Below are 23,341 nucleotides of genomic sequence, written 5' to 3'. Positions count from 1 at the left end.
AACGACGGGGCCCGGCACACGGTAGTGCCGGGCCCCCTCTTCACCCAGGTGTGCTCCCTAGCAGGGCGAGCGCGTCAGGGCGAGTAACCAAGCGTCAGGCCAATCACGTGGGCCGAGCCCTTGTAGGTGCCCGGCAGCGGCGGGAAGGTGCTCTCGTTCTCCATGAGGGAGATGAACTGGTAGCCCGCGTCCACCCGGAAGGCGGAGAAGGCATAGCCGGCGCCCAGCGACACGCGGATGCGGTCCGCGTCCGGCAGGTCCGGCGCGAGCGTCTCCGCGGGCGAGGGTGTCGGGTCGTAGACGAAGCCCGCGCGCACCGCCAGCGCGTCCGTCACCATGTACTCGCCGCCCACGTGGACGTTCCACCGGTCCTCCCAGTTCTTCACGGAGGGCTGGTTGAAGGCGGGGGTGCTCTGGAACTCGAAGAGGATCTGCCGGACGCTGGACCACTTCACCCAGTTGACGTCGGCGGCCAGCAGCAGCTTCTGCATCGGCGTGAAGGCCAGGCCCAGCCCCAGCGAGGCGGGCGTCTCCAGGGCCACCCGGACGGGCTGGTCCGGGAACGCCGGGGCCACTGGCTCCGGGAAGCCCGAGAAGTCCGCGTCGCCCTCGTTGAACAGCAGCACACGGCTGCGGAAGTGCGCGCCGAGCGTCAGCATCCCCGGCAGCAGGTCCGCCTGGACGCCCGCGTTGTAGCCGAAGCCCCACGAACTCGTGGACAGCGACAGCTCGCCCGTGGCTCCGGCGGCCGGAGACGGCGGGGGCACCACGATCTGCCGGCGGACATCGAGCGTGCCATACACCGCCTGGAAGCCCACGCCCAACCGCAACCAGCTCAGCGGCGCATACGCCACCGTGGGGTTGATGTCGAAGGTGGCCACCTGCGACTCGCGGGCGATCTGCCGCCCCACGAAGTCGTCCGGCCACTTGCTGTTGGCGCCAAAGGGCGTGAAGACACCCACGCCCGCGGCGAGCTGGTGGGTGATTTTGTAGGCGAAGTAGCCGTGCGGCGGAGGCGACACCGGATTCTGCGTCTGCTCGACGCCCGTCGCCGTGGGCGTGAAGCCCAGGTGGGCGAGGATGAGCGAGTCGCCGAGCTGGAGGTCCAGCTTGTTCACCCCGAGGATGCCCGCCGGGTTGTAGTAGATGGACGAGCCATCCCGCATGCTCGCCACGCCCGTCGAGCCCATGCCGGTGGCCCGGGCGCCCTGGGTGTCGATGGCGATGCCGGCTGCCTGGCTGGCCCCCGCGGCGAGCAGGGTCACGACCGTGAGTGTCTTCTTCATACGCGAGTCCTTCTTCGCGACGACCGACTGCGTTTGCCTTTGGTGAGGTAAGGTTGAGTCGTACCCGGAGTGTGGCATCCCCTCCTCGCGGGCAGGTGCGCGTGCGCTCCCGGACAGAGGGGGGTGGGGGCTCGGCGCTTCGCGTCGGGTGGAAGACGGACGATGCCGGGGGGGCGGTTCCCGGATATAGGTTGGGCCCATGAAACGACTGCTCAGTGCGATGACCCTCATGGCGGCCGTGGGCGTGGCGCAGGCCCAGGCGCAGCAGCACCCCCCGGCGGCTCCTTCGGAGCAGCAGGCTCCCCAGGGCGCTCCCGAGGCGGGCGGCCTCACGTGGACGTCTCCCGCGGGTTGGGAGACGCAGGGCGCCCGGCCCATGCGCGTGGCCACCTACCGCATCGCTCCCGCCAAGGGCGACACCGACGCCGCCGAGCTGGCCATCTTCTACTTCGGCGCCGGCCAGGGCGGCGCGGTGGACGCCAACGTGAAGCGCTGGCTGGGCCAGTTCCAGAAGGCGGATGGCACCCCCATCACCGAGAAGGACGCGCGCTCCAAGAAGGAGACCGTCAACGGCCTCGCCATCACCACGCTGGACGTCAAGGGCACCTATACCGGTGGCGGCCCCATGATGGGCCCCTCCACGCCCAAGCCCGGCTACCGGCTGCTGGGCGCCATCGCCGAGGGCCCCGAGGGCCCGCTCTTCTTCAAGCTCACCGGCCCCGAGCGCACCGTGGCCAGCGCCGAGAAGGGCTTCCGCAAGCTGCTCGAGTCGGTGAAGAAGAAGTAGGAAGAAGTTTTCCCACCGCGTCCATCCGGAGACACCCTGGAACGTCGGGCGTGCGACGCACGTCTGGCTCGGGTGTTCCGGGATTCAACAGGCAACGGCGTTCCCTCTGCACGGCGCTCGCGGCGGACACACGTTGGCGGTGAGCCGGGACGTGTGCACTCCGACCCATCACCTTGATCCCCACGAGTGACCACGTCACCAGGGCTCCTCCTCCCTGGGTAGGGGAGGTGCACCCTCATCCCCCTTGCTTCGGATGGAATCATGCGAAGTCGCTTCCTGACCCTGATGATGGTGGCCGCGCTCTCGTCCGCGTGCGGCCAGCAGCGGCAAACCCCCGCCACCGAGGAGGTGGACGAGCAGCAGCTCGCGGAGGACTCGCGCGAGATGGCCCGGCGCTATTCGCAATGGCAGGCGTCCCTGCGCGCACAGGCGATCAAGACCGGGGACAACGAGAAGATGCCCCTGGACCTGAGCGACGAGGTGCACTACCGCTTCGTGATGAACCGGCTCAAGGCCTCGGGGCTCTCGGCGCTGAACGCGCCCCTGCTCTTCCTGCGCCTGGACGAGCTCCACCGCCGGCTGCCCCTGCCCGAGCGGCCGATGGAGGCTCCGGTGGTGGGCATGACGGCCACGGCGGACGGCATGGCGTGTGGACACATGATTCCGCTCGGCCTCAGCGGGAGTGACACCGCCTATGCCCGCTTCAACGGCACGGGCCTCACCTCGTGCTTCGGCGGCTCGGACTACGGCTACGTGGACCTCACGGCCTTCGTCACGGACGAGGACCAGACGTCCTTCCAGTTCCTCGCCAGCGAGTCCCACGAGGAGTACGCGGGCAAGGTGCTGGAGACGCCGCCGCTCGAGCTCGCCGTGCCGAGGCAGGACGACAAGCAGCTGCTGGTGGACTCGCTGGCCATGGCCTTCAACGAGACGACGGGCGAGGAGCAGCTCACCTATACGTCGGTGTCGGCCACGCTGCACCCGGTGCCGGGGCTGGGCGAGGGCGACATCGTCCTCGAGCACCCGAAGGATCTGCTCAAGGACACGCCCGAGAAGCACATCCGCGTGTGCCTGGAGCGCGGGGCGCTCGGCGGCTACCTGGATTGTGATTACGGGCTGGTGCGCCAGGAGGCGGACGGGACGTGGACGCCCTTCCCGGCCTCGGGGGCCACGGGCATCGCCGGCGTGGATGTGGCCGCCACGCGGGACTCCGGGACCGCGACCGGCGTCCCCACGTGGATTCCCAACCCGGGCGCGTACTTCGAGGCCCCGGTGAAGCCCGTGGACCCGGCGCGCTTCCAGCTGCCCATGCGGGGCCACTTCATGCCCCACGTCCTGGAGGAGTGCCAGGTGACGAAGGTGACCAGCAAGGTGGCGGCCATCCTGGTGGACGCCGGTGGCTGGTGTGAGGCGGGCACGGCGGCCGGCACCGTGGTGGGCAAGGGCGAGCTGCCCTGGAAGGTGGCCGCCCCCAGTGCGTCCGGGGCATACCCCTTCGACGGCATCGTGGATTTCGGTACGGGCAACTGCCTGATGCACGCGCAGAACGTGCGGCTGGAGATGTGGGTCTACACCGAGGGCACGTGCCCGGACCCATACGGTGGCGAGCCGGAGCCCTTCCGCTGCCCCTCGAAGAAGGTGGTGAGCCCCGTGGACTACAAGCGCGGGTGCCTGGCGGAGGGGACGCGGGTGACGCGGGCGGATGGCCGGAGCGTCCGGGTGGAGCAGGTGAAGGTGGGGGAGAAGCTGCTGACGCAGGGCACGGGGCGGGCGCTGACGGTGACGTCCGTGACGCGCGGTGGGGAGAGCCAGCCGCTGGTGAAGCTGCGCGACGAGCAGGGGCGTGAGGTGCGGGTGACGCAGACGCACCCCCTGGTGACGGCGGCGCGCGGCGTGGTGCAGGCGAGCGAGCTGAAGGTGGGGGACGCGGTGCTGACGCGCACCGGGGCCCGGAAGCTGGTGGCGGTGGAGCGCGTCCCCTACGCGGGAGCCGTCTACAACTTCGCGCTGGGCACGCCGGAGGAGCTGGCCGGGCTGGGGCCCGAGGCGAGCACGCTGTACGCTGGCGGCTTCCTGGTGGGTGACAGCCAGCTGCAGGAGTCGCTGGAGAAGGCCCGGCGCGTGGATGCCCGGGCGCTGCTGACGCGGCTGAACGGCGCCTGGCACGAGGACTTCCGGCTGTCCCAGGCCCGGAAGCTGGCGCGCGCGCGCCGGTAGCCCACGCCCAGAAGCTCGAGGTCCCCGAGGGGCCGTCCCGGACATACAGGGGCGGCCCTTCTGCTTTTCCCACGGGCCCGCCAGCTGCCCCGCGGCCCTGGGTGCGATCACACCTCCCCACACCTTTCTACAGGCCAGAAGGTAAGGAAAAGCTTTTCCCCCTCCTTTCTACAGACATGGGTATGGGAAAGGATTTGCCCAATCCTTTCTACAGCTTTCTACGCCAGCGCCATGAAAGGCTTTCAGCTTTTTCCCTCTCATCCGGGGGGGAGGCGGGCGAGGGCATCCGCTCGGCTGGCCGTGAGTCCTTCCCGGCGGGGACCGGGCATTGTCCGGTGTTCGCGGGTTTTCCTTGAAGTGTGTCTGTGTTTGGACAGGGAAGGAAAATCCTTTCCCAGACCGTCTTCCCATTGCGCGAGGCATCCCCAGTTTCCCGCCGTCTCCAGCCCCTGTGAGGTCAAACCCCATGAAACTGTCTTTGAATGCGCCGTCCCGGATGCTTCCGCGCCTCGCCCCGGTCATGTTGGGCCTGGCCCTGCTCGGCGCTGGCTGCGCCCAGCAGAAGGCGCCCGCGCAGCAGGTCGACGAGAAGGCCCTCGCGGCCGACTCGCTCTACATGGCGCGGCTCTACGCCGGCTGGGAGCAGCAGCTGGAGGCGCAGGGGCACTCGCGCGGCGGCCGGAGCTCGCAGATGGCGCTGGACCTCGCGGATGACACGCAGTACCGCTTCGTGAAGAACCGCCTGCTGGCCGCGGGCAACACGCCGGAGAACTCGCCGCGGCTCTTCGGCAAGCTGGAGACGCTGCGCAAGGAGAAGAAGACCGGCACCCCGGGCCCGAAGGCCCGCAAGGACCGGCTCACCTCGGCCGCCACCGGCGAGGCCCCGGAGAACTCGCGGTGTGGCCACCTGCTGCCGCTCGCCGACGTGGCCAGCCCCGACAACACGGTGGCGAAGTTCCAGGCCTCCGGCCTCGTCACCTGCTTCAACGGCTCCGACTACGCCTACGCCGACGTCACCGCCTTCGCCGCCAACCGTGAGCGCACGCAGTTCCGCGTGCTCGGCACCGAGTCCCTCGAGGAGTACGCCAGCGCCGTCCTCGAGACGCCGCCGCTCCCGCTCTCGCTGAAGGTGAACCTGGAGGAGGAGCTCTTCGTCGACTCGGTGGCCATCGCCTTCGACGAGGAGACGGGCGAGCAGCACCTGTCCTATGCGGTGGCCGAGTCGTCCCTGGTGGCCCTGGGCATGCACGACATCAACCTCATCACCGTCCAGCACCCCAAGGAGCTGATCGGCAAGATGCACAGCGACAATCCGATCCGGACCTGCCTGGAGCGTGGTGCCGTCTCCGGCTTCCTGGATTGTGATTACGCCTCGGGCAGCAAGGATCCCGTCACGGGCATCTTCAAGCCCTTCGCCAAGCCCTTCACGGGCGTGGGCGCGGCGGACCCCGAGGCGAGCCACTCCGTGTGGGTCCCCGCCGCCGGGGCCTACTGGGCGCCCGCGAGTGGAACCTATGAGCCCAGCCACCTCTACCTGCCCATGCGTGGCTGGTACCAGGTGACCCTGCCGTCGGACTGCACCTTGAATGAGATGCTCAGTGAGGCGACCGTCGTGCTGATGGAGCGTGGCGGCCGTTGCTCCGCGGGCACCATGCCCGGCAACAGCGTCCTCAAGGGGAGTCTGCCCTTCAAGACGCCGTTCCTCGACGAGTATGACCGCACGAAGCTCAACGTCCCCTTCGATGGGCTGGTGGACTTCGGCAAGGACTGCCTGGACATGTACCAGAACGTGCGCCTGATGATGCGCGCCACGCTGAAGGCCACCTGCGTGGACTACGCGGGCAACAGCCGGCCCTACACCCGCTCGCGCTACCAGGACATCCTCAACCTCGACTGGCGCAATGCCTGCCTCGCCGAGGGCACGCGCGTGACGAAGGCCGATGGCTCGCAGGTGCCGGTGGAGCAGGTGAAGGTGGGGGATAGGTTGCTGGCCAATGGTCAGGGCCAGGCCCTCACTGTGACGACCGTGTCCCGTGGCGGCGAGCGCAAGCCGCTCGTGAAGCTGCGCGATGCCCTGGGCGGCGAGGTGATGGTCACCCAGACGCACCCCATGGTGACGGCCACCCGCGGCGTGGTGCAGGCCGGCGAGCTGAAGGCCGGTGACTCCCTGCGGACCCGCACCGGTGCGACGAAGCTCGTGGGCGTCGAGCGCGTGCCCTTCTCCGGTGACGTGTTCAACTTCGCCCTCGGCACTCCGGAGGAGCTCGCCGTGGCCACGCCCGGGACGAACACGATGTACGCCAACGGCTACCTCGTGGGTGACAGCCAGATGCAGCTCACCCTGGAGAAGCAGCGCTCCAGCGACTCCCGCGAGGTGCTCGCCCGCCTCAACGGCGCCTGGCACGAGGACTTCCGCCTGCACCAGGCTCGCATCCAGAGCGCTCGCCGCTAATCCCCTTCACGTATGTCCGTGAAGGAGTGCCCGTGGGCCAGGCGCTGACAATGTGCCCATTTCCCCTCGCCCTCCGGGAGAGGGGATATGCCCCAGGGCCGTCCGGAGTTGCCGGGCGGCCCTCTGCTTCATCAGAAGGGCAGCCAGCTCGGCTTCACGCTCCGGGGGTTCGTGAGGGTGTAGGCGAGCTGGCTCCGCAGGTCTCCGAAGGCCATGGTGTCAGGGGGGCGCCGGGGAGCACGGCAAGGCGCTTGCTACAGCCGGAGAGAGCCCGAAGGGGCTTCTTCACTGGAGGTGGTCGTGACGCGCCGCACTGTCGAGCCCCAAGTCGTTGCAATGCCTGACATCATCCTCTATCCCCGCGACACGGTGATGCGCGCGCTCGAAGTGATGCACCGTTACGGCGTGCACCTGTTGCCAGTGGTGGATGAACGACACGGCGAAATCCTCGGCCACGTCTCCGAGGAGGAGCTGCACCGCATCTGGTCCACGCTCCCGCTGGCCCGCATGACTGAAATTCTGACTGCCCGCGCCACCCTCGCTTCGGAAGGAAGTGCAGGCGACCGTCCGCGCGTGGTGCTCGTGCCGGGCGGGCAGGGCGTTCGCTCCACCTGGTTGCACTAACGCGCGTCCGCCACCCGACGGATGGCGGCGATGATCTCCTCGGGCACCTCTTCCTGGAGGAAGTGGCCCGCGGGCGTCTCGGTGACACGGGCGCGCGGGAACACCTCGCGGTGACGCCGCAGTGCCCGGCCGAGGATGGGGTCCTTCACTCCCCACACCAGCTCCACCGGTCCCTGGAAGGAGCGCGCCCAGGCGTCTCCCTCGGTGAGCTCCGCCACCGTGGGGTGGTGCGGGCCGTTGGGCACCATGCGCGCCAGGGCCAGGGGTGCCGCGCGGTCCGCCACCCTCCTCAAGGGCCACGCATAGGCCCTCGCCACGTCTCCCGAGATGGAGGACGGGTCCCCTTGCGTGCGTCCCAGCACGGGCACCGGGAAGTTGAACAGCCGGAAGGCCACGTCGCTGACGACGGGCATCTGCGAGAAGCGGTGGAAGGCCGTGGTGCGGAAGCGCTCGGGCTTGAGGAGCGCGGTGTTCATCACCACCAGCCCCGTCACCCGGCCGCCCGCTCGCGCCGCCATCCACGCGCCGATGGGGCCTCCCCAGTCCTGCACCACCAGCACCACGTCCTTCAACTCCAGTCCCTGGACGAGCTCCAGCAGGGCCTCGCCATGGCGCCGCAGCGTGTGCGCGGACACCTCCCGGGGCTTGTCGCTCAGCCCGAGCCCGATGAGGTCCGGCGCCACCACCCGGTACGGCGCTCCCGCCAGCCCCGCCATCACCTTGCGATAGAGGAAGGACCAGGTCGGGTTGCCGTGCAGCAGCAGGACGGGGCGCCCCTCCCCCTCGTCCACGTAATGCATCCGCCCGAAGACAGTCGGGGCGAAGCGCGGGCGGTACGGGAAGAGCCGGGTGATGAAGGTGGGAAGTTCGATCATGGGCGCAAAGGCGTAGCACTTGCGTGCATGGTCAACATCAGCGGTGTGCCCAATGCCGACTTCCCAACGGGCTGCCCCCGGGGGCGCGGCCAGATCGCTCCACGCTTGCCAGGGTGTAGGGGGTCGCCCCCACGCCAACCGGTGGGGGCCGGAGGAGGCGTGGCATGAAGGCTGTGGCGATCATCCTCGCTGCGGGGGAGGCCAGGAAGATGGGCTACTCCAAGGCACTCATCGAGCACGAGGGGGGCAAGAGCTTCCTGCAGTCGCTCGCATCGACGTTTGGCAAGGCCGGCTGCTCGGTCATGGGCGTCATCGGCAAGGAGGCCGATGCCGTGCGTGACCAGCACCCGGCCATCCACCTGGTGGAGAACGAGCGGTGGCAGGACGGCCAGCTCAGCTCGGTGAAGGCCGGGCTGGAGGCGGCCTTCGAGGACGGGGCGGACATCATTCTCCTGCAGCCGGTGGACATGCCCGCGCTGCGTGCTTCCACGCTCAAGTCGCTCATCAAGGCGATGGGGGACTCGGTGGAGGCCATCCGCCCCGAGTTCGAGGGGGCCTCGGGCTTCCCCATCATCCTCTCGCGCGGCGCCGCCGAGCGGCTGCGGGACAGGGACTCCACCGAGACGCAGCTGGAGGTGGCGGTGCGCGGCCTGCAGGTGCGCCGCATTCCGGTGAAGGACCCGGGCGTCGTCGTCAACATCAACACCCCGGAGACGTACGAGCGGCTGTTCGGCTCGGCGCCGAAGCTGGCGCCTCCGCCCAAGCGCCGGGGCAAGAAGTCCGAGTCCACGGGCACCCCGGTGTCCACGGGCGCGTCGGCTCCCCTGGAGGCTTCCTCCGAGGGGATTTCCGGAACGTGAGCCCGGCGCGGCGTGCCCGGACCCGGCTGGCGGGTCCGGGGCACGTTGCTAGAAGTACAGGCCGACGCCCGCGTAGGGGCCGCTGAAGGAGTCGCGGTGCACCACGCCGTCGACCAGGCCGCGGTCATCGAGCATCAGCACCCGCCAGCCGGCGCGCAGGTTGATGGCGCTGAGGTGCAGGGCCAGGCCCGCCTGGGCGTCCAGCTGCAGGTGTGGCGCCGGGACGATCTGCGCGCGGGTCTCCAGGTCCAGGGAGCCCAGGAGGCAGCGCTCGAAGGACAGGGCGAGGCTGGGGCCCGTGAAGGTGGCGTCCGGCGCCTTCGCCGAGGCGAACCCGCCCTCCAGGCGCAGCCGCGTCTGGTCATCGGCGTACACCGCGAGCGTCAGGTGCAGGGAGAAGAGGTCGATCTTGTCCTCGCCCGCCGTGCCGTCGTCCGTGGGCAGCCGCATGCCCGTGCCCGCCAGGGCCACGCCGAAGCGCTCGCCCTCGATGCCCGCGTTGAGCCCCACCGCCGAGCCCTCTCCCAGCGCGAGCCCTTCCGCGTTCACCCGGAACATCAGCGTGTTGCGGTTGCGCACCTCCGACGTCTGAATCCGCTGCTGGACCACCGGCTCCTGCCCGTAGGCGTACATCGGCTGCTCGCCGGGGGCGGGCTGCGCCTGGGGGACCTCGGCGGGGGCGGTCTCGTAGGTGGTGGTCGCCTCCTGGTAGTGCGAGGCGAGTTCCGCGACATCCGCGGCGATGTGGATGATGTCCAGGATGGTGCCCACGGTGTTCGCGACGTCGTTCGAGGAGCTGGAGCCACCGGAGCTGGAGCCGCCGCTGTTGCCGTTGTTGGAACCCACGGGGCTGGCGTCGTGGACGTTGTCACTGCTGGAGCTGGAGGAGTCGGAGCGCTTACCGAAGCGCGCCTCGGCGGTGCCAGCGGTGAAGAGCAGGCTCGATGCCAGGGAGGTGCACAGCAGTTGCCTGAGGGTGGGCACGGGATTTCTCCGGGCGGGAAGAAAGGGGCGCCAGTGGGTGACCAGAGGCTCGGACGGCCGCCTGCCCGGTTTATTCACGGTGCTTTTCCGCGCGATTTCCGAGGCGGGGCGGAGGCATGTGGGTGTCAGTCGAGGAAGCGTCTCCACCAGCGCGTCGCCTCGTCCTGGGTGAGGCGCAGGCTCGAGTAGGTGGGGGGCTGGTCGAGGGTGGTGGTGTCCGAGAGGTCCAGCGGCTCGAGCCAGGGCTCCAGCACCCGGGCGAGCTCCCGGTACGCGGGGAGGGCCTGCCCGGTGGAGAGGTCTCCGGCTTCGGGGTGCTCGCCGAGGGCGATGACTGTGCGTTCCTCGTCGAGCGGGTACACGGTGGTTTCGGGAGATTGGAGGCGAGCGCGAAGGGCGGTGGCGCCACCGAGCTGGCCCAGCACGGGCTGCGCGAGGAAGTTGAGCCAGTGGACGCCATCGACACGTGTGCCCATCCGGTGCGCATGGGACCAGGCCGGGCGCAGGTCGATGCCCGGGTAGCGGAGGAGCTCGGCGCGGAAGGCATCTTCCCGGGAACGCAGGGGCCAGTAGAGCTGCAGGGCGAGGCCCACATGGCCGGTGGTGAAGCGAAGCTGGGAGGCCATCTCCAGGGCGAGCTCGCGCACCTTCGTGGGTCCGTGGGTGTGCAGGTACTCGGTGGGGAGTGTCGCGGTGAGCGTGCTCACCAGGTTGGGAGGGGGCGTGCGCGAGGGAAGCCGGGCCCGGTACCAGAGCTGGTAGCCGTTGGTGCTGCCGAAGCCGCCATCGAAGATGAGTTGGGTGGCGTAGCCCCTCTTCTGCAGGCGGTAGAGGGTGGGGTCGCTGAGTTCTTCGATGAAACGGAACGGACGCTCGGGCCGGAGGAGGTAGTGGAGATAGTCCCAGGTCTCCTCGTTCAGCGGGTTGCCTTCGTCGTCATTGGTGTAGAGGTGATTGATGACGCTGGGGCCCTGCCCCACCGCCTGCATGTAGCTCTTGACCGCATGGCTCACCCCAGAGCCGATATCCGGGTGGTCGTACGGTAGGTAGAAAGCGAAGCGAACAACGTCTCGTGCCAGCAACTCCCGCAGCGGAAAGCGGGGTGTTTCGCCACTCCAGAGTTTGACGTGCACGGGACAACGTCCACGGTGGCGGATGCGAGGAAATGGGGAAGTCATCAGGGGATGCCGAGTTGGAAGAGCCCCGCAGGAGAGATGACGGCCGCTGGGCATCGGTTCGAGAGGTTCTGGTAGGCTTTCAATTGAGTCTCTACCCATTGTGATTTGTGTGGAGCCAGCTTCTGGTCGGAGAGGCAAGGGAATTTGAGCTCGTAGACGCACTGTACGTCGGTGGCGTTTCTCGTCCCGTGCACGACGAAATCGGGATGGAGGGTATCGACGCCCTTGTCCGTCAGCACGACTCCATTCACCTCGGGGTCGGGCTTGTAGCGAGGCTCGACGGTGAAGTTCTCGCGGAGGTTCGGAGGCAGGCGAGCCTTGAAGCAGGCGAAGGCCGCAGCGTGCTTGAGCCTTCCGAGTTCCTGGGCAAGGGTCACTTTTTCGCCCGACGCATCGAAGCCGACTCTTTTCAGGCACTCGGCGTCATTGGGGAACTTCCCATTCTCGAATGGGAAGCCTCCTTCCCGCTGCTGGTAGGCCTCGTTGATGTCCGCGTGCGCCTGGGCCACGCAGTCCTTGAGGGTTGCTTCGACCAGATCCAGCTCCGCGCCGGTGAGGGCCCGCTCGAGGGTGTTGAGTCCCTGGATGGCCTCGACGGCCTGGACGACCTTCTCGAGTACCTGTCCGGCGCGAGTCGCCGCTGGCACGACGATCTCCCCGGTACTTGCATTGACCGGGGCGGCACAGGCCAGGCCACACGACTGGTTGAACTGAGAGCGCGCGCCGGTGAGCTGTCCGCTCCGGGATGGCGAGGGGTGGAACGTGGTGGTGCAGGAGATGCTGATGAGCGCCAAGAGGTGAATCCAACCGAGCCGAGCCACGTGTCCCCCAACGGAATGAGCCGGGGGTCGAGAATGCATCGGGCATTCACCGCCGTGAAGCGCCTTCGGTGACGCCTCTCTCGGTTACCGCGCTTGTCCCGGGCGCTTCTTGGCCAGCCGTTGATCCGCGGGCGCAGCGGGTGCGGGAGGTGGCGTGGGTTTCGGCGGCGCGGGCATGAGCTGCAGCTCCAGCCGCCGGTTGCGCTCGCGCGCCAACGGTCCGTCATCCACCACCACCGGGTGGTACGGCCCGTAGCCCGCCGCCACCAGCCGCTCCGGGCCCAGCTTCGTCTTCTCCCCCAGCAGCCGCACCACCGTCACCGCGCGCGCCGAGGACAGCTCCCAGCTCGTTGCTTCCGGCGTCGTCTCCGGCACCGCGTCCGTGTGCGCCGCCACCTGCACCAGGTGTCCCTCCACCGCCAGCTTCGCTCCCACCCGCGTCAACAGCTCCGCTCCCGCGGGCGTCAGCGCCGCCTTGCGCGGCTCGAAGAGCAGCCGGTCCGCCAGCTCCACCCGGAGCCGTCCCTCCGTCTCCGTCAGGAAGACCTCGCCCTTCTCCAGCTCCGCCTTCAGCAACTGCTCCAGCTCCGTGCGCACCGCCTCGCGCCGCGCGAGCAGCACGTTCTGCTCCCCGGCCCGCTTGTTGAGCGCCGCGTTCTGCGTGGACAGCCCCTGCTGCTGTTGCTCCAGCAGCCGCAGCCGCCGCGCCATGCTGTCCCGCAGCACTTGCAGCTCCGCCACCCGGGCCTCGGACTCGCTGGCTTCGCGCTCCAGCTGCTCCACCCGCTGCATCAGCGACGAGATGGAGCGCGACGCTCCCCACCCGCCCAGCACCGTCACCCCCAGCGAGCCCGCCAGCAGCCACCAGGGCAACCACCGGCGCTGGTGCTTCTCCGCGTCGCTCGCTGCTCGTTCCATCCGGGGCTCCTCCTCGGCGCTCGTGGTTGGAACTCCAATGATATACGGATTCAGCGCAGCCAGTGCACCAGCGCCCACGCGGCCAGGGCCACCGGGGTCAGGAAAGCCGCCACATTCACCGCCGCCAGGAGCAGCGCCGCCGCCGACCAGCCCGCGAACGTCATCCGGTCCTTCCTCGTCGGCGCGGGCACCGGCACGTCCATCCCCAGCGCGCTCCGCATCTCCTCCACCGTCCGGCCCAGCAGCGCGTCACCGTACTCGGCCCGGTAGAGGTTGCCCGTGTGCAGGCCCCGCTGGAAGGCCTTGGCAATCCGCCGCGGCATGAAGAACAGCCCCGCGCCCATCCCCGACAGGTTCAGCAGCCACGCCACCCAGTGGTCCGTGCACCCGCCCGCCACTTCCCACGCGGAGATCTCACACTCGCCCCGGAAGTCCGTGCGGTAGCCCGTCAGCACGTGGTGCAGGTCATGGAAGCGCAACGCCCGCACGCGCTCGGCCGAGTTGGGGAACCAGAAGGGCACCGGGCCCACGTCCACCCGCACCCAGCGCTCGTCGTAGTTGCCGCCCTGTCCGAAGCCGTTCTCCTCGAAGTAGTGCTCGCGCGCCTGGCGCAGCGTCAGGGTCGCCTCGTTGCTCATGACCGCCTCCGTTTGTTTCCGCCAGCCGTTCCGCTCCCCGGCCCGAGCCCCTTCAGCTGCAGCGCGAAGGAGCGCTCGAGCATCGGGCGCCAGCTGTCCCCCGGGCCCAGTGCCCCGGACAGCCAGCCCATCAACGTCGTGATGTACAGCGAGAAGAAGTTGAAGCCCGCCATCTCCAGGTCCACGTCCCCGGCCACCTCGCCGCGCTCGCGCGCCGCCGCCACCAGCCCCGCCAGCCGCGCCGCGAAGGCCCGCTCCAGCTGCATCCGCTCCCCGCCCGGCCCCGGCTCCATGAAGAGCAATTCCCGGATGAACATGCGCGCCAGCGCCGGGTCCTTCGCGTACAGCCGGAAGAAGCCCTCGAAGACGTGCAGCAGCTGCTCGAGCAGCGGGGCCCGCGGGGGCAGCGTGCGGAAGCGCTCCTCCTGCACCGCCTCCACCCGCTCGGCCAGCACGAGCATCAGCAGCTCCTCCTTGGTGCGCGCGTAGAGGAACAGCGTCCCCGTCCCCACGCCCGCCCGCTCGGCGATCTCCCGCGTCGTCGTCTCCGCGAACCCCTTGCTCGTGAAGAGCTCCCGCGCCGCCTCGCGGATGCGCTCCAGCTTCTCCTGCTTGTTGCGCTCCCTCAGTCCCGGGGCCTCGGCGGCCTTCGGACGGGCGCTTGCCTTCCGAGAAGTGACCATGCTCAAAAATGAGTATGCTCAGAAATGTGCCGCGGCGCAAGCCAATCACCCGGTGGTGGGACGGCGGGGAGGGGCGTTCAGCCGAGCGGCAGGTGGAGCAGGAAGTGGGCGCCCTGGCCCGGCGTGCTCTCCACCTTCAGCTCGCCGCCGTGGGCGCGGGCGATCTGCCGCGACACGTAGAGGCCGAGCCCCAGGCTCTCGCGCGCGTGCTTGCCCGTGGCCCGCTGGTAGCGCTCGAAGATGCGCGCCTGCATCTCCGGGGTGATGCCCGGCCCGAAGTCCCGCACGCCGAGCACCGCCGTCCCTTCCCTGTGCTCCACGTGCAGCTCCACCGGCTGGCCGGCGGCGTACTTCATCGCGTTGGACAGCAGGTTCATCACCACCTGCTCCACCCGCAGCCGGTCCACCTTGGCCACCACGGGGGCCTCCGCGCGCACCACCGCGGTGCAGCCGGCCTCGGCCAGCTTCTCCTCGAAGCGCACCACCACCCAGTGCACCAGCTGCGCGAGGTCCACCTCCTCGCGCTCCAGCTCCAGGTGCCCGGTGGAGACGCGCGACACGTCCAGCAGGTGGCTGACGAGCCGCTCCAGCCGCTCCGTCTGGCGCCGGGCCGTCACCAGCGACTGGCGCAGCTTGTCCTCGGTGGGCATGTGGCCCGCGTCCACCGTCCGCTGCAGTGCCGTCAGCTGCAGGCTCAGCGCGGACAGGGGGTTGCGCAGCTCGTGCGTGGCGATGGCGACGAAGTCGTCCCGTGCCGCCACCGCCTGCTCCGCCTGGTGGAAGAGCCGCGCGTTGTCCACCGCCAGCGCCGCGCGCCAGGCCAGGTCCTCCACGAAGGCCAGGTCGCGCTCGGTGTAGCGGCGCGTCTCGTCCTGGCTCACCACCGTCAGCACGCCCAGCGTGCGCTCCCGGGCGATGAGCGGGACGAACATCACCGAGCGCGGACGCAGCGGCGCCAGCGTCGCCCGGAAGTGGGCGTCCAGGGTGTCGTCCTCCAGGAGCGTGTCGCCCACCTCGGACACCAGCAGGGCCCGGCCGGATTCCAGCACCCGCCAGGTGGGCGAGTCCGGATGGGGGTGGGGCGACAGGCGCCGCGCCTCCTCCAGCACCCGCTGGGTCTCCGCCCGGCGTGCCGCCGCCGCCACCCGCTCCAGGCGCTTGCCGTCCTCGGAGCGCACGTCGAGCATGCAGCAGTCCGCCAGGTGCTCGGCCACCACCCGCACGGTGCTCTCCATCGTGGTGCGCGGCTCCAGCGAGGAGGACAGCCGCGTGGTGGCCTCGGCGAGGAAGCGCAGGCCCTCCTCCACCTGCTTCTGCTCGGTGATGTCCAGCACCGTGAGGCCCACGCCCAGCGTCTCCCCGCCCACCTTCACCGGGAAGAAGGTGCTGTGCACCGGGCGCGGGGGAATGCCGGGCCGCGCCGGTATCAGGGCGTTCCGGTTCGTCCGCGGCTCGCCGCGCTCCATCACCTCGCGCAGCAACCGCTCCACGAAGGTGGCCTCCTCCGGCTCCGGCAGCAGCTCGCGCACGGTGTGCCCCCGGTGCGCCTCGGGGGACTTGCCATTCATGGCGGCCAGCACCGGGTTGACGAGCGCGTAGCGCAGCTCCCGGTCCACGAAGCCCATGCCCACCGGCGAGGCGGCGAGGAAGGCCTCCAGCAGCGCCAGGGTGGTGTCGCGCGCCCGCAGCGCGCCCTGGGCCTCGCGGAAGAGCCGGGCGTGCTCCACCACGAAGGCCACGCGCCGGGCCAGCTCCTCGGCGTACTTCAGCTCGCGCTCCGTGTAGCGCCGGCCCGGGGTGGAGAGGATGAAGTTGAGCACGCCCACCCGGCGCGCGCCCACCGACAGCGGCACCGCCATGCACGCGCGCGGCCCCAGCTCCTCCATGGCCCGCAGGTGCTCGGGCGTGCGCGCCATCGTGGCCAGCGCCTCGCGGGAGATGTCCGGCAGCAGCAGGGTGCGGCCCTCGAGGAACACCCTCGACAGCGGGCTCGGGCTGCCCACCTTGGGTGGAAAGCGCAGCAGCTCGTTCATCAACGGCTGGTGCGCCGGCTCCCGCGCGGAGGCCACCAGGCGGTGCAGCTCGCCGTCCTCGCCCACCACGTCGATGATGCAGAAGTCCGCCAGCTGGCGCGTGGCCAGCCGCGCCACCGCCTGCAGCGTGCTCTCCCAGTCCAGCGACTCCACCAACAGGCGCGTGGCCTCGGTGAGGAAGGCCTCGGCGTGCTCCGCCTGCCGGCGCGTGGTGATGTCCACCTTCACCGCCACCGCGCCCACGATGGTGCCCTGGGCGTCCTTCAGCGCCGTGGTGGAGTGCAGCACCGTGCGCCGCGCCCCGTCGAAGGCGACGAGCTCCAACTCCTCGTTCACCACTGGCTGCCCGTCGCGCAGCGTGCGCGCCAGGGCCCACTCGTGCGGCTCCAGCCGCCGGCCACTCCCGGGCCAGTAGCCCTCGTAGACGCCGTAGCCCTCCAGCCCCACCCGCGGCAGCGGACCGCCCCAGATGCTCTCCGCCACCGGGTTGGACTCCAGCGGCCGCCCCAGCGCATCCACGATGTAGACGCCCACGGGCATCAATCGCAGCAACGCCCGGAGGTGCTCGCGTTCGGCGAGCAGGGCCGCGGCTTCCGGAGGACCGGATGAATCGAGATGGGACATGACTGCGTGGACTCCCCCCGCGTCCACCATAACGTCCCCTCGTGGCGGGGAGCGGGCGGGACGGGCTGGACGTCGTCCACTGCGCGTTTCATCCGTCAGCCCGGCGGCGTGTTCCCTGTGGGTTCCCAGGGGCCGAGAAAAACGGGCGAGGGCTCCACCTTCAGCGTGGGGGCCGAAAAAGTTGAGGCGGCGCGCCCGGGGAGGGGAACCGGACGCGCCGCCCCCGCCGCCCCCGCACCCATGAGGTGCCAGGCGGAAGTGCAGCCCTACTGCATGAATGCACCGGTGGCCTTCCCAGGGGACCGCCGGAGCTTTCGGCGCCTACCTCGCGCCGACACTTTCGGTTGTACTCGGAGGGTCTGACATCCCCGTGGGCCCCAGCGTCTCCCCGGCGCCAGGGCCCACGGTTCCTCCGCCGACCGCGACTCCCTTCTACACGGAGAGTCTGACACGCCCGCGCCAGCAGTGGTTCCACTCCCGGGCTGACGCGCTCCGGCTTGATTCCAGGGGCGGCGGGAGCCTATTTCCTACCTCCTGCGACAGAGAGGGCCCAGGACGATGGCGATTCGATGTGTGGTGCTGGATTTCGATGGGACGTTCACCGACGCGGCGGCGGAAGGCGCGCCCTTCGTCCAGCACTTCCGTCGGCGGCTGTCCGAGGAGCTCGGCCGGGACGTGATGGAGGCGGGGTGGGCGGACGTGGAGGCCGGGGTGCTGGCCAGCAACGAGGAGCATGGCTGGGAGGTGGGAGGCCGCATCGTGGCGCCGGCCACGGCGGACCCGTATCTGCTGGCCAACTTCGTGGCGCGGCGGCTGTGTGACCGGCTCGGGGTGAAGACGGACAAGGCCGAGCGCGCGGCGCTGCTCGACACGCTCTACCGCGAGGCGTACGCGCAGGTGGGCATGGCCTTCAAGCCCGAGGCGAAGGAGGTGCTGGAGGCGCTGCTGGAGACGGGGCTGCCGGTGCACGTCGTCACCAACGCGCACACGGCCACGGTGGAGGCGAAGCTGACGAAGCTGGCCCCGCGCGGCCGCGAGCGCCTGCGCGTCTCGGGGGACGCGCGCAAGTTCCTCATCGAGCCGGCGTCCACGGAGGACTCCATCTTCTCCGCCGTGCCGGAGACGATGCACGTGGAGGCGCTGGTGCGTCCCATCCACCTGCGGCGTGGGCGCTACTACGATGCGCTGCGCCGCATCTGGAACGAGACGGACACCTCGCCGGAGACGACGCTGGTGGCTGGCGACATCTACGAGCTGGACCTGGCGATGCCCGCGGCGCTCGGGGCCCACGTGCAGCTGGTGCAGCGCACCAACACGCTCGAGTACGAGCGCCGGGCCATCGCCGCGCTCGGCTCGCGCGGCGGCATGGACCCGAGCCTGCGTGCCATCCTCCCGCGCCTGCGCGGCTGAGGCGGACGCGCTCCTTCATTCCAGCGGAGGTGGAGCTTGCTGCCGCTGGAAGCGAAGGGCTAGCTTGCGCCCGGAGCGCACCCTAACGAACCGATGACGAGGCCAGCGCACCCATGATTCGCGAAGTCTCGATCGAGAACTTCAAGTCGATCCAGGAGCTCAACCTGCAGCTCGGACGGGTCAACACGTTCATCGGTGCGAATGGCAGCGGCAAGAGCAACATCCTCGAAGCGATCGCACTCCAATCGGCCGCGGCTCAGAACAAGCTCGACAACGAGTTCCTGGCGTCACGAGGCATCCGCGTCACCGAGCCGATGTTCATGCGGGCGGCTTTCGATGCTGAGGGCGCACAGAGTGACATCACCATCCGCGTGCATTTGGATGACGATGTTGAGATTGCCCATCGTCTGTGGGCCGAGGAAACATCAGCCTATGCGCGATGGCAGGCTGCCCCCATCTGGGATCGTCCTGACCGGATGCAGCGCTCAATGCATGAAGCCGATGAAGCCTTCAAGCACATTGTGAAGGCATTGGGGATACCCGAGTCGGTGCTGGAAGAGCGTCTGCGTTCGGCCATTGAAAAAGCGGCGCTTTCCTATTCAGACAGATTGCCAGGCTTCATCGTCTTCTCTCCTGAGAACTCCTATCTGCGGATCTTCCAGGCCGAGGGCCAGATCCTCCCGCTTGGAATCAAGGGTGAAGGACTCTTCGCTCACCTCAAGGCACTGAATGCCAGGTTCCCTGCCCGCCTTGCGGAGATCATGGACAAGCTCGCGCTGATCGACTGGTTCGAGCGCCTGGACTTCCCTGCTGATCTCGCGCCCGGCGAGCGGAGCATTCGCATTCGCGATCGCTATCTGGCCGAAGGCGCGCTCTTCGACCAGCGCAGCGCCAACGAAGGTTTCCTCTTCCTCCTGTTCTACCTCACCCTCTTCATCAGCCCGGACACGCCCCGGTTCTTCGCCATCGACAACGTCGATGCGTCCTTCAACCCCAAGCTCTGCGCCACCCTCATCCAAGAGCTCACGGGGCTCGCCAAGAAGTACGAGAAGCAGGTGATTCTCACCACGCACAACCCCGCCGTGCTCGACGGTATCGACCTCACCGATGACGAGCAGCGCTTGTTCGTCATCGCCCGGAACAAGGACGGGCACACCAAGGCACGTCGTGTATCGCCGCCCAGGCCGATTGAAGGGGAGCCACCCATGAAGCTCTCGGAAGCGTTCATGCGCGGCTACATCGGCGGGCTGCCCAAGAACTTCTGACGAGGTGACACGTGCCCAGCTTCGGGATCGTCGGCGAAGGGGTCACCGACCAGATCGTTGTCGACAACATCCTGCTCGGATACTTCGGCGACGAAGAACCCATCGTCAACTACGTGCAGCCGCCGCTCGACAAGACCGGTGAGACGAGCGAGCCCGCTCCCGGAGGCTGGGGGCTGGTGCTGAAGTTCTTCGAGCTTGGCGAGCACCGGCGCGCTCTGCAGTTCAACGACTACCTGGTGGTGCAGATCGACACCGACGTCTCCGAGCAGAAGGGCTACGACGTCCCCCACCGTGAAGGCGGCCGGGAACTGGAGGTGGCGGAGCTCGTCATGCGCGTCACCGAGAAATTCAAGGGCATCATCGGTGACGAATTCTGGAGGGCACATGGCCACCGCCTCCTCTTCGCCGTCGCCGTACACGGAATCGAGTGCTGGCTGCTGCCCCTCTTGTACGATGACAATCGGGCTGCGAAGACAACGGGCTGCCTGGATGCCTGCAATCGCGAACGTAACAAGCGCAACAAGGCACCGCTCTCGACCTCAGGCCACAAGAGCGAAACGAAGAATGTGAAGGCGTATCAGGAGGTCGCTCGCGAATATGCGAAGCGCAAGCGCCTGTACGCCGTCCATGACAAGAATCCCAGTCTCGCGCTCTTCATCTCGCAGCTGGATGCGAGAAATGTGAAGGCAGAGCCAGGTGCTGCGCCCCTGGAGGGCGTACCCGGGCAGCAGCCCCCGACCTCATCGGATGCGGAGGAGTAGCTGGTGATGTCCATCGTCCAGAAGCCGTGTCTGCTCCTCCTCGTGGGAGCCCTCGCGAGCGCCTGCGCCGCCACGCCGGGCGCGAAGCGCGAGCCCTCCCCGTTCAAGAAGTGGCCCTCCAAGCCGCCGGACTGTGCGTTCGACTTCTTCGAGGAGGGCGTCGAACCCTCGGAGCCCTCGCGTCCCTACGAGGTGCTGGGCACGCTGGCGCTCGACGGCAACCAGTGGATGGGGCAGGTGGGGCGCGTCGAGGCGCTGCGCGAGACGGCATGCAAGGCCGGCGCGGACGTCGTCCTGCTCTCCCGTCCCTTCGAGCGGGGTTTTGGCAAGCAGGTCATCCGCTCCTACGACGTGCGCTTCGCCGTCTACACGGACGTGCCCCCTCCTCCCGAGGTCCAGGCCGAGCGCGAGGCCGCCCGCGAGAAGCCGCCCCCGCCGCGTTCACCGGACACCATTGTGGTTCCCGCTCCCGCCTGGGAGCAGGACGCGGAGGGCACCGCCGTCATCCAGAAGCGGTAGGCTGGAGGGGTCGACTCCACACCGACGCAGGAGGAGCCCATGAGAGGGATGAGAGGAGGGGCGCGGGCCCTGGGAGGTGCAGCGCTGGCGCTCGCACTGGTGCTGCCCACCGGCTGCAAGACGCCCGGCAGCTTCCGCGAGCCCGTGGCCCGCTTCCAGGCGGGCAACACCGAGGCCAGCACCGCGCTCGGCCAGTACTACTCGGAGCTCAACCGCTTCGAGCGCGATCTCTACCTCGACGAGCGGCTGTACGACACCTCCCTGGAGGTGCTCGCCAGCGACGCCGCGGGCCGGCCCACGCCCCTGGTGGGCAAGCTCTTCTCCCCCGAGTCCATCCAGGCCCGCATGGACGCCATCGCCCTGCTGGGCGTCTACGCCGAGCGGCTCGCCGCCCTCGCGGGCGCGGAGAACCCCGGCAAGCTGCCCGAGGCCTCCCAGGCCCTGGGCACACAGCTCGGCGCCCTGGGCACGCAGCTGGAGTCGCTGGGGGGCAGGGGAGACGCCACCGCCAGCCGGTACGTGGAGCCGGTCACCACGCTCCTCGGCGTGGCCACCTCGCTCTTCCTGGAGGCCCGCCAGGGCGCCGCCCTCCAGAAGGCCATCGAGCAGGGCGCTCCCCAGGTCAATGCCATCCTCGACCTGCTGGAGTCGGACCTGGTGGACGTGCTCGGGCCCCAGCGCCTCACCGGGGCCAAGCAGGCCCTCGCCTCGCGGGTGATGTTCTACAACCTGAACCGCGAGAAGCTCTCCCTCGCCGAGCGCCGCGCCGTGCTCGACGACATCCGCCGCGCCTCCGATACCTACGAGGCCCTCGTGGTCGCCCAGCCCGTGGAGGTGGCCCGCGCCCTGCGCGACGCCCACCAGGCCCTCCTCCACTTCGCCCGCTCCGAGCGCAAGGTGGAGTCCTTCGAGGAGCTCTCCGCCGCCATGCAGTCCTTCCAGGGCCGCGTGCAGACCGCCGCCGCCGCCGTCCAGCGCATCAGCACGTCCCCCAAGGAGTAGTCCCAGGAGGAGCCCCCATGGTCTTCGACACCCAGACGTTGACCCGCGTCGTCGAGCGCTGCTTCGACCTGTCGATGAGTGGTGCCCTGCCGGCCGAGACCCGCGCCCAGTACAACGCCCACGGCAAGCGCCTGCGCGAGCTGCTCATGCAACTGCTCGGCGCCCGCTTCGACGCCAACTCCGCCGAGTTCAAGCAGGCCACCGATGCCATGCACCAGACCAACCACGCCCTCTCCGAGGCCGTCGATGACTTGAACAAGGTCACCCAGGCCGTCGCTCGCGTCACGGAGCTGGCGGGGTTCCTGGACAAGGCGCTCGGGGTCGCCAAACGGGTCATCTCGTAGCAACCCGGGGCCCGGATACCCTCACCCCGTCCCTCTCCCGGGGGGAGAGGGGATGTCTTGAAACACGAAGCCCCGCGTTCCTTTCGGATCGCGGGGCCTGTGCGGCTTCAGCTCGGGGCGTCGATTACAGCTTGGCGCCCGGCGTCGGCTGGAACACCTCGTTGAACTCGGCGATGCACTTGTTCAGCACCGTCTTGATGTCCGCCGTCAGCTCGCGCTTGGCCGAGATGTCCTTGGCCAGCTGCGGGTAGCGGCCGTCCGAGAACTCGATGAACTCGCGCATCCACCGCACCACGTCGCTCACCGGCACCTGGCGGATCCACCCGCGCTTGTTCGCGTCCTCGCGGTTGGTGGCCGCGTACAGCTGCATCACCTGCTTCTCGACGGGCATGGGCTCGTACTGGCCCTGCTTCAGCACCTCCACCAGGCGGGCGCCGCGCGCCAGCGTCTCCTGCGTCGCCTTGTCGAGGTCCGAGCCGAACTGCGCGAACGCCGCCAGCGCGCGGTACTGCGCCAGGTCGAGGCGCAGGCGGCCGGCGACCTGGCGCATCGCCTTGATCTGGGCGTTGCCGCCCACGCGCGAGACCGAAATGCCGACATCGATGGCGGGGCGCTGGCCGCCGTTGAACAGGTCGGGCAGCAGGTAGATCTGGCCGTCGGTGATGGAGATGACGTTGGTGGGGATGTAGCCCGAGACGTCGGAGGCCTGGGTCTCGATGATGGGCAGCGCCGTCAGCGACCCACCGCCCTTTTCGTCGCTCAGCTTGGCCGCCCGTTCCAGCAGCCGCGAATGCAGGTAGAACACGTCTCCCGGATACGCTTCGCGGCCGGGAGGGCGGCGCAGCAGCAGGGAGATCTCGCGGTAGGAGGCCGCGTGCTTGGAGAGGTCGTCGTAGACCAGCAGCGCGTGCCGGCCGTGGTCGCGGAAATACTCGCCCATGGCGCAGCCGGCGTAGGGGGCGATGTACTGTAGCGGCGCCGGCTCGGAGGCGGAGGCGACGACCACGACGGTGTGGCCCATGGCGCCGTGGTCCTCGAGCGTCTTCACCACCTGCGCGAC

The 23,341-nt window shown here is 69.2% G+C and carries 20 protein-coding genes and 1 pseudogene; 11 read left to right on the top strand and 10 right to left on the bottom strand.

What is annotated here, in order from left to right; translation table 11 throughout:
* Nucleotides 1–74: 74 nt before the first annotated feature.
* A complete protein-coding gene (locus VFZ09_RS26775; RefSeq protein WP_329730508.1) occupies nucleotides 75–1,286 on the bottom strand; it encodes an OmpP1/FadL family transporter in 1,212 nt (403 codons plus the stop codon).
* A gap of 199 nt (nucleotides 1,287–1,485) precedes the next feature.
* Here VFZ09_RS26775 and VFZ09_RS26770 point away from each other — a divergent pair, with 199 nt between their 5' ends.
* From VFZ09_RS26770 to VFZ09_RS26755, 4 genes are all read left to right on the top strand, one after another.
* A complete protein-coding gene (locus VFZ09_RS26770) occupies nucleotides 1,486–2,073 on the top strand; it encodes a hypothetical protein (RefSeq protein ID WP_329730507.1) in 588 nt (195 codons plus the stop codon).
* Between the two features lie 261 nt (nucleotides 2,074–2,334).
* Nucleotides 2,335–4,290 (top strand): Hint domain-containing protein, encoded by a 1,956-nt coding sequence (locus tag VFZ09_RS26765; RefSeq protein ID WP_329730506.1) that lies wholly within the window; start codon nucleotides 2,335–2,337, stop codon nucleotides 4,288–4,290.
* Between the two features lie 466 nt (nucleotides 4,291–4,756).
* Nucleotides 4,757–6,742 (top strand): Hint domain-containing protein, encoded by a 1,986-nt coding sequence (locus VFZ09_RS26760; protein ID WP_329730505.1) that lies wholly within the window; start codon nucleotides 4,757–4,759, stop codon nucleotides 6,740–6,742.
* A 300-nt stretch (nucleotides 6,743–7,042) separates the two neighbouring features.
* The gene (locus VFZ09_RS26755; protein WP_063796948.1) at nucleotides 7,043–7,366 is read left to right on the top strand and encodes a CBS domain-containing protein; all 324 of its coding nucleotides are present in this window, start codon (nucleotides 7,043–7,045) and stop codon (nucleotides 7,364–7,366) included.
* On the opposite strand, the gene VFZ09_RS26750 is transcribed toward VFZ09_RS26755, so the two are convergent.
* Nucleotides 7,363–8,241, bottom strand: a complete 879-nt coding sequence (locus VFZ09_RS26750) for an alpha/beta fold hydrolase (RefSeq protein WP_329730504.1) — start codon at nucleotides 8,239–8,241, stop codon at nucleotides 7,363–7,365. The genes VFZ09_RS26755 and VFZ09_RS26750 overlap by 4 nt on opposite strands.
* A gap of 164 nt (nucleotides 8,242–8,405) precedes the next feature.
* Here VFZ09_RS26750 and VFZ09_RS26745 point away from each other — a divergent pair, with 164 nt between their 5' ends.
* Nucleotides 8,406–9,101, top strand: a complete 696-nt coding sequence (locus VFZ09_RS26745) for a nucleotidyltransferase family protein (protein ID WP_329730503.1) — start codon at nucleotides 8,406–8,408, stop codon at nucleotides 9,099–9,101.
* 48 nt (nucleotides 9,102–9,149) lie between these two features.
* Here VFZ09_RS26745 and VFZ09_RS26740 read toward each other — a convergent pair whose 3' ends face one another.
* The 7 genes from VFZ09_RS26740 to VFZ09_RS26710 form a co-directional block, all read right to left on the bottom strand.
* Complete coding sequence (locus tag VFZ09_RS26740) at nucleotides 9,150–10,085, bottom strand: hypothetical protein (RefSeq protein WP_329730502.1); 936 nt, start codon at nucleotides 10,083–10,085, stop codon at nucleotides 9,150–9,152.
* A 125-nt stretch (nucleotides 10,086–10,210) separates the two neighbouring features.
* On the bottom strand, nucleotides 10,211–11,098 hold the full coding sequence (locus tag VFZ09_RS26735; protein ID WP_329730501.1) for a type VI immunity family protein: 888 nt from the start codon (nucleotides 11,096–11,098) through the stop codon (nucleotides 10,211–10,213).
* Nucleotides 11,099–11,262: 164 nt separating this feature from the next.
* Nucleotides 11,263–12,057, bottom strand: coding sequence for a hypothetical protein (locus VFZ09_RS26730; protein WP_329730500.1), 795 nt, complete (start codon nucleotides 12,055–12,057; stop codon nucleotides 11,263–11,265).
* A 111-nt stretch (nucleotides 12,058–12,168) separates the two neighbouring features.
* Nucleotides 12,169–13,002: an OmpA/MotB family protein gene (locus VFZ09_RS26725; RefSeq protein WP_329730499.1), complete on the bottom strand. Its 834-nt coding sequence runs from the start codon at nucleotides 13,000–13,002 to the stop codon at nucleotides 12,169–12,171.
* Nucleotides 13,003–13,052: 50 nt separating this feature from the next.
* Nucleotides 13,053–13,640, bottom strand: a complete 588-nt coding sequence (locus VFZ09_RS26720; RefSeq protein ID WP_329730498.1) for a hypothetical protein — start codon at nucleotides 13,638–13,640, stop codon at nucleotides 13,053–13,055.
* The gene (locus VFZ09_RS26715) at nucleotides 13,637–14,323 is read right to left on the bottom strand and encodes a TetR/AcrR family transcriptional regulator (protein ID WP_329730497.1); all 687 of its coding nucleotides are present in this window, start codon (nucleotides 14,321–14,323) and stop codon (nucleotides 13,637–13,639) included. The genes VFZ09_RS26720 and VFZ09_RS26715 overlap by 4 nt, the downstream gene beginning before the upstream one ends.
* Before the next feature lie 77 nt (nucleotides 14,324–14,400).
* Nucleotides 14,401–16,980, bottom strand: coding sequence for a GAF domain-containing protein (locus tag VFZ09_RS26710; protein WP_329730496.1), 2,580 nt, complete (start codon nucleotides 16,978–16,980; stop codon nucleotides 14,401–14,403).
* A 558-nt stretch (nucleotides 16,981–17,538) separates the two neighbouring features.
* Here VFZ09_RS26710 and VFZ09_RS26705 point away from each other — a divergent pair.
* From VFZ09_RS26705 to VFZ09_RS26680, 6 genes are all read left to right on the top strand, one after another.
* Nucleotides 17,539–18,390, top strand: coding sequence for an HAD family hydrolase (locus VFZ09_RS26705; protein ID WP_329730495.1), 852 nt, complete (start codon nucleotides 17,539–17,541; stop codon nucleotides 18,388–18,390).
* Nucleotides 18,391–18,503: 113 nt separating this feature from the next.
* The gene (locus VFZ09_RS26700; RefSeq protein ID WP_329730494.1) at nucleotides 18,504–19,655 is read left to right on the top strand and encodes an AAA family ATPase; all 1,152 of its coding nucleotides are present in this window, start codon (nucleotides 18,504–18,506) and stop codon (nucleotides 19,653–19,655) included.
* Nucleotides 19,656–19,666: 11 nt separating this feature from the next.
* Nucleotides 19,667–20,416 carry a hypothetical protein gene (locus VFZ09_RS26695; RefSeq protein ID WP_329730493.1) on the top strand — a complete coding sequence of 250 codons (750 nt, stop codon included), beginning with the start codon at nucleotides 19,667–19,669 and terminating at the stop codon, nucleotides 20,414–20,416.
* A 6-nt stretch (nucleotides 20,417–20,422) separates the two neighbouring features.
* Nucleotides 20,423–20,935, top strand: coding sequence for a hypothetical protein (locus tag VFZ09_RS26690; protein WP_329730492.1), 513 nt, complete (start codon nucleotides 20,423–20,425; stop codon nucleotides 20,933–20,935).
* A 39-nt stretch (nucleotides 20,936–20,974) separates the two neighbouring features.
* On the top strand, nucleotides 20,975–21,937 hold the full coding sequence (locus tag VFZ09_RS26685) for a hypothetical protein (protein WP_329730491.1): 963 nt from the start codon (nucleotides 20,975–20,977) through the stop codon (nucleotides 21,935–21,937).
* 17 nt (nucleotides 21,938–21,954) lie between these two features.
* A complete protein-coding gene (locus tag VFZ09_RS26680) occupies nucleotides 21,955–22,281 on the top strand; it encodes a hypothetical protein (protein WP_329730490.1) in 327 nt (108 codons plus the stop codon).
* Nucleotides 22,282–22,405: 124 nt separating this feature from the next.
* Here the strand turns inward: VFZ09_RS26680 and VFZ09_RS26675 are convergent.
* A pseudogene (locus tag VFZ09_RS26675) lies at nucleotides 22,406–23,341 on the bottom strand (F0F1 ATP synthase subunit alpha); the annotation flags it as partial.

The sequence above is a fragment of the Archangium sp. genome (genome assembly GCF_036277355.1).
In the GTDB taxonomy this organism is placed as follows: Bacteria; Myxococcota; Myxococcia; order Myxococcales; family Myxococcaceae; genus Archangium.
This window is presented reverse-complemented; position numbering and strand designations above follow the sequence as displayed.

Bases quoted from the DNA above. Each gene is read 5' to 3' on its own strand.
- VFZ09_RS26770 (WP_329730507.1), top strand. From the start codon at position 1,486: ATGAAACGACTGCTCAGTGCGATGACCCTCATGGCGGCCGTGGGCGTG.
- VFZ09_RS26680 (WP_329730490.1), top strand. From the start codon at position 21,955: ATGGTCTTCGACACCCAGACGTTGACCCGCGTCGTCGAGCGCTGCTTC.
- VFZ09_RS26705 (WP_329730495.1), top strand. From the start codon at position 17,539: ATGGCGATTCGATGTGTGGTGCTGGATTTCGATGGGACGTTCACCGAC.
- VFZ09_RS26710 (WP_329730496.1), bottom strand. From the start codon at position 16,980: ATGTCCCATCTCGATTCATCCGGTCCTCCGGAAGCCGCGGCCCTGCTC.
- VFZ09_RS26720 (WP_329730498.1), bottom strand. From the start codon at position 13,640: ATGAGCAACGAGGCGACCCTGACGCTGCGCCAGGCGCGCGAGCACTAC.
- VFZ09_RS26725 (WP_329730499.1), bottom strand. From the start codon at position 13,002: ATGGAACGAGCAGCGAGCGACGCGGAGAAGCACCAGCGCCGGTGGTTG.
- VFZ09_RS26760 (WP_329730505.1), top strand. From the start codon at position 4,757: ATGAAACTGTCTTTGAATGCGCCGTCCCGGATGCTTCCGCGCCTCGCC.
- VFZ09_RS26765 (WP_329730506.1), top strand. From the start codon at position 2,335: ATGCGAAGTCGCTTCCTGACCCTGATGATGGTGGCCGCGCTCTCGTCC.
- VFZ09_RS26685 (WP_329730491.1), top strand. From the start codon at position 20,975: ATGAGAGGGATGAGAGGAGGGGCGCGGGCCCTGGGAGGTGCAGCGCTG.
- VFZ09_RS26690 (WP_329730492.1), top strand. From the start codon at position 20,423: ATGTCCATCGTCCAGAAGCCGTGTCTGCTCCTCCTCGTGGGAGCCCTC.
- VFZ09_RS26745 (WP_329730503.1), top strand. From the start codon at position 8,406: ATGAAGGCTGTGGCGATCATCCTCGCTGCGGGGGAGGCCAGGAAGATG.
- VFZ09_RS26715 (WP_329730497.1), bottom strand. From the start codon at position 14,323: ATGGTCACTTCTCGGAAGGCAAGCGCCCGTCCGAAGGCCGCCGAGGCC.
- VFZ09_RS26700 (WP_329730494.1), top strand. From the start codon at position 18,504: ATGATTCGCGAAGTCTCGATCGAGAACTTCAAGTCGATCCAGGAGCTC.
- VFZ09_RS26775 (WP_329730508.1), bottom strand. From the start codon at position 1,286: ATGAAGAAGACACTCACGGTCGTGACCCTGCTCGCCGCGGGGGCCAGC.
- VFZ09_RS26750 (WP_329730504.1), bottom strand. From the start codon at position 8,241: ATGATCGAACTTCCCACCTTCATCACCCGGCTCTTCCCGTACCGCCCG.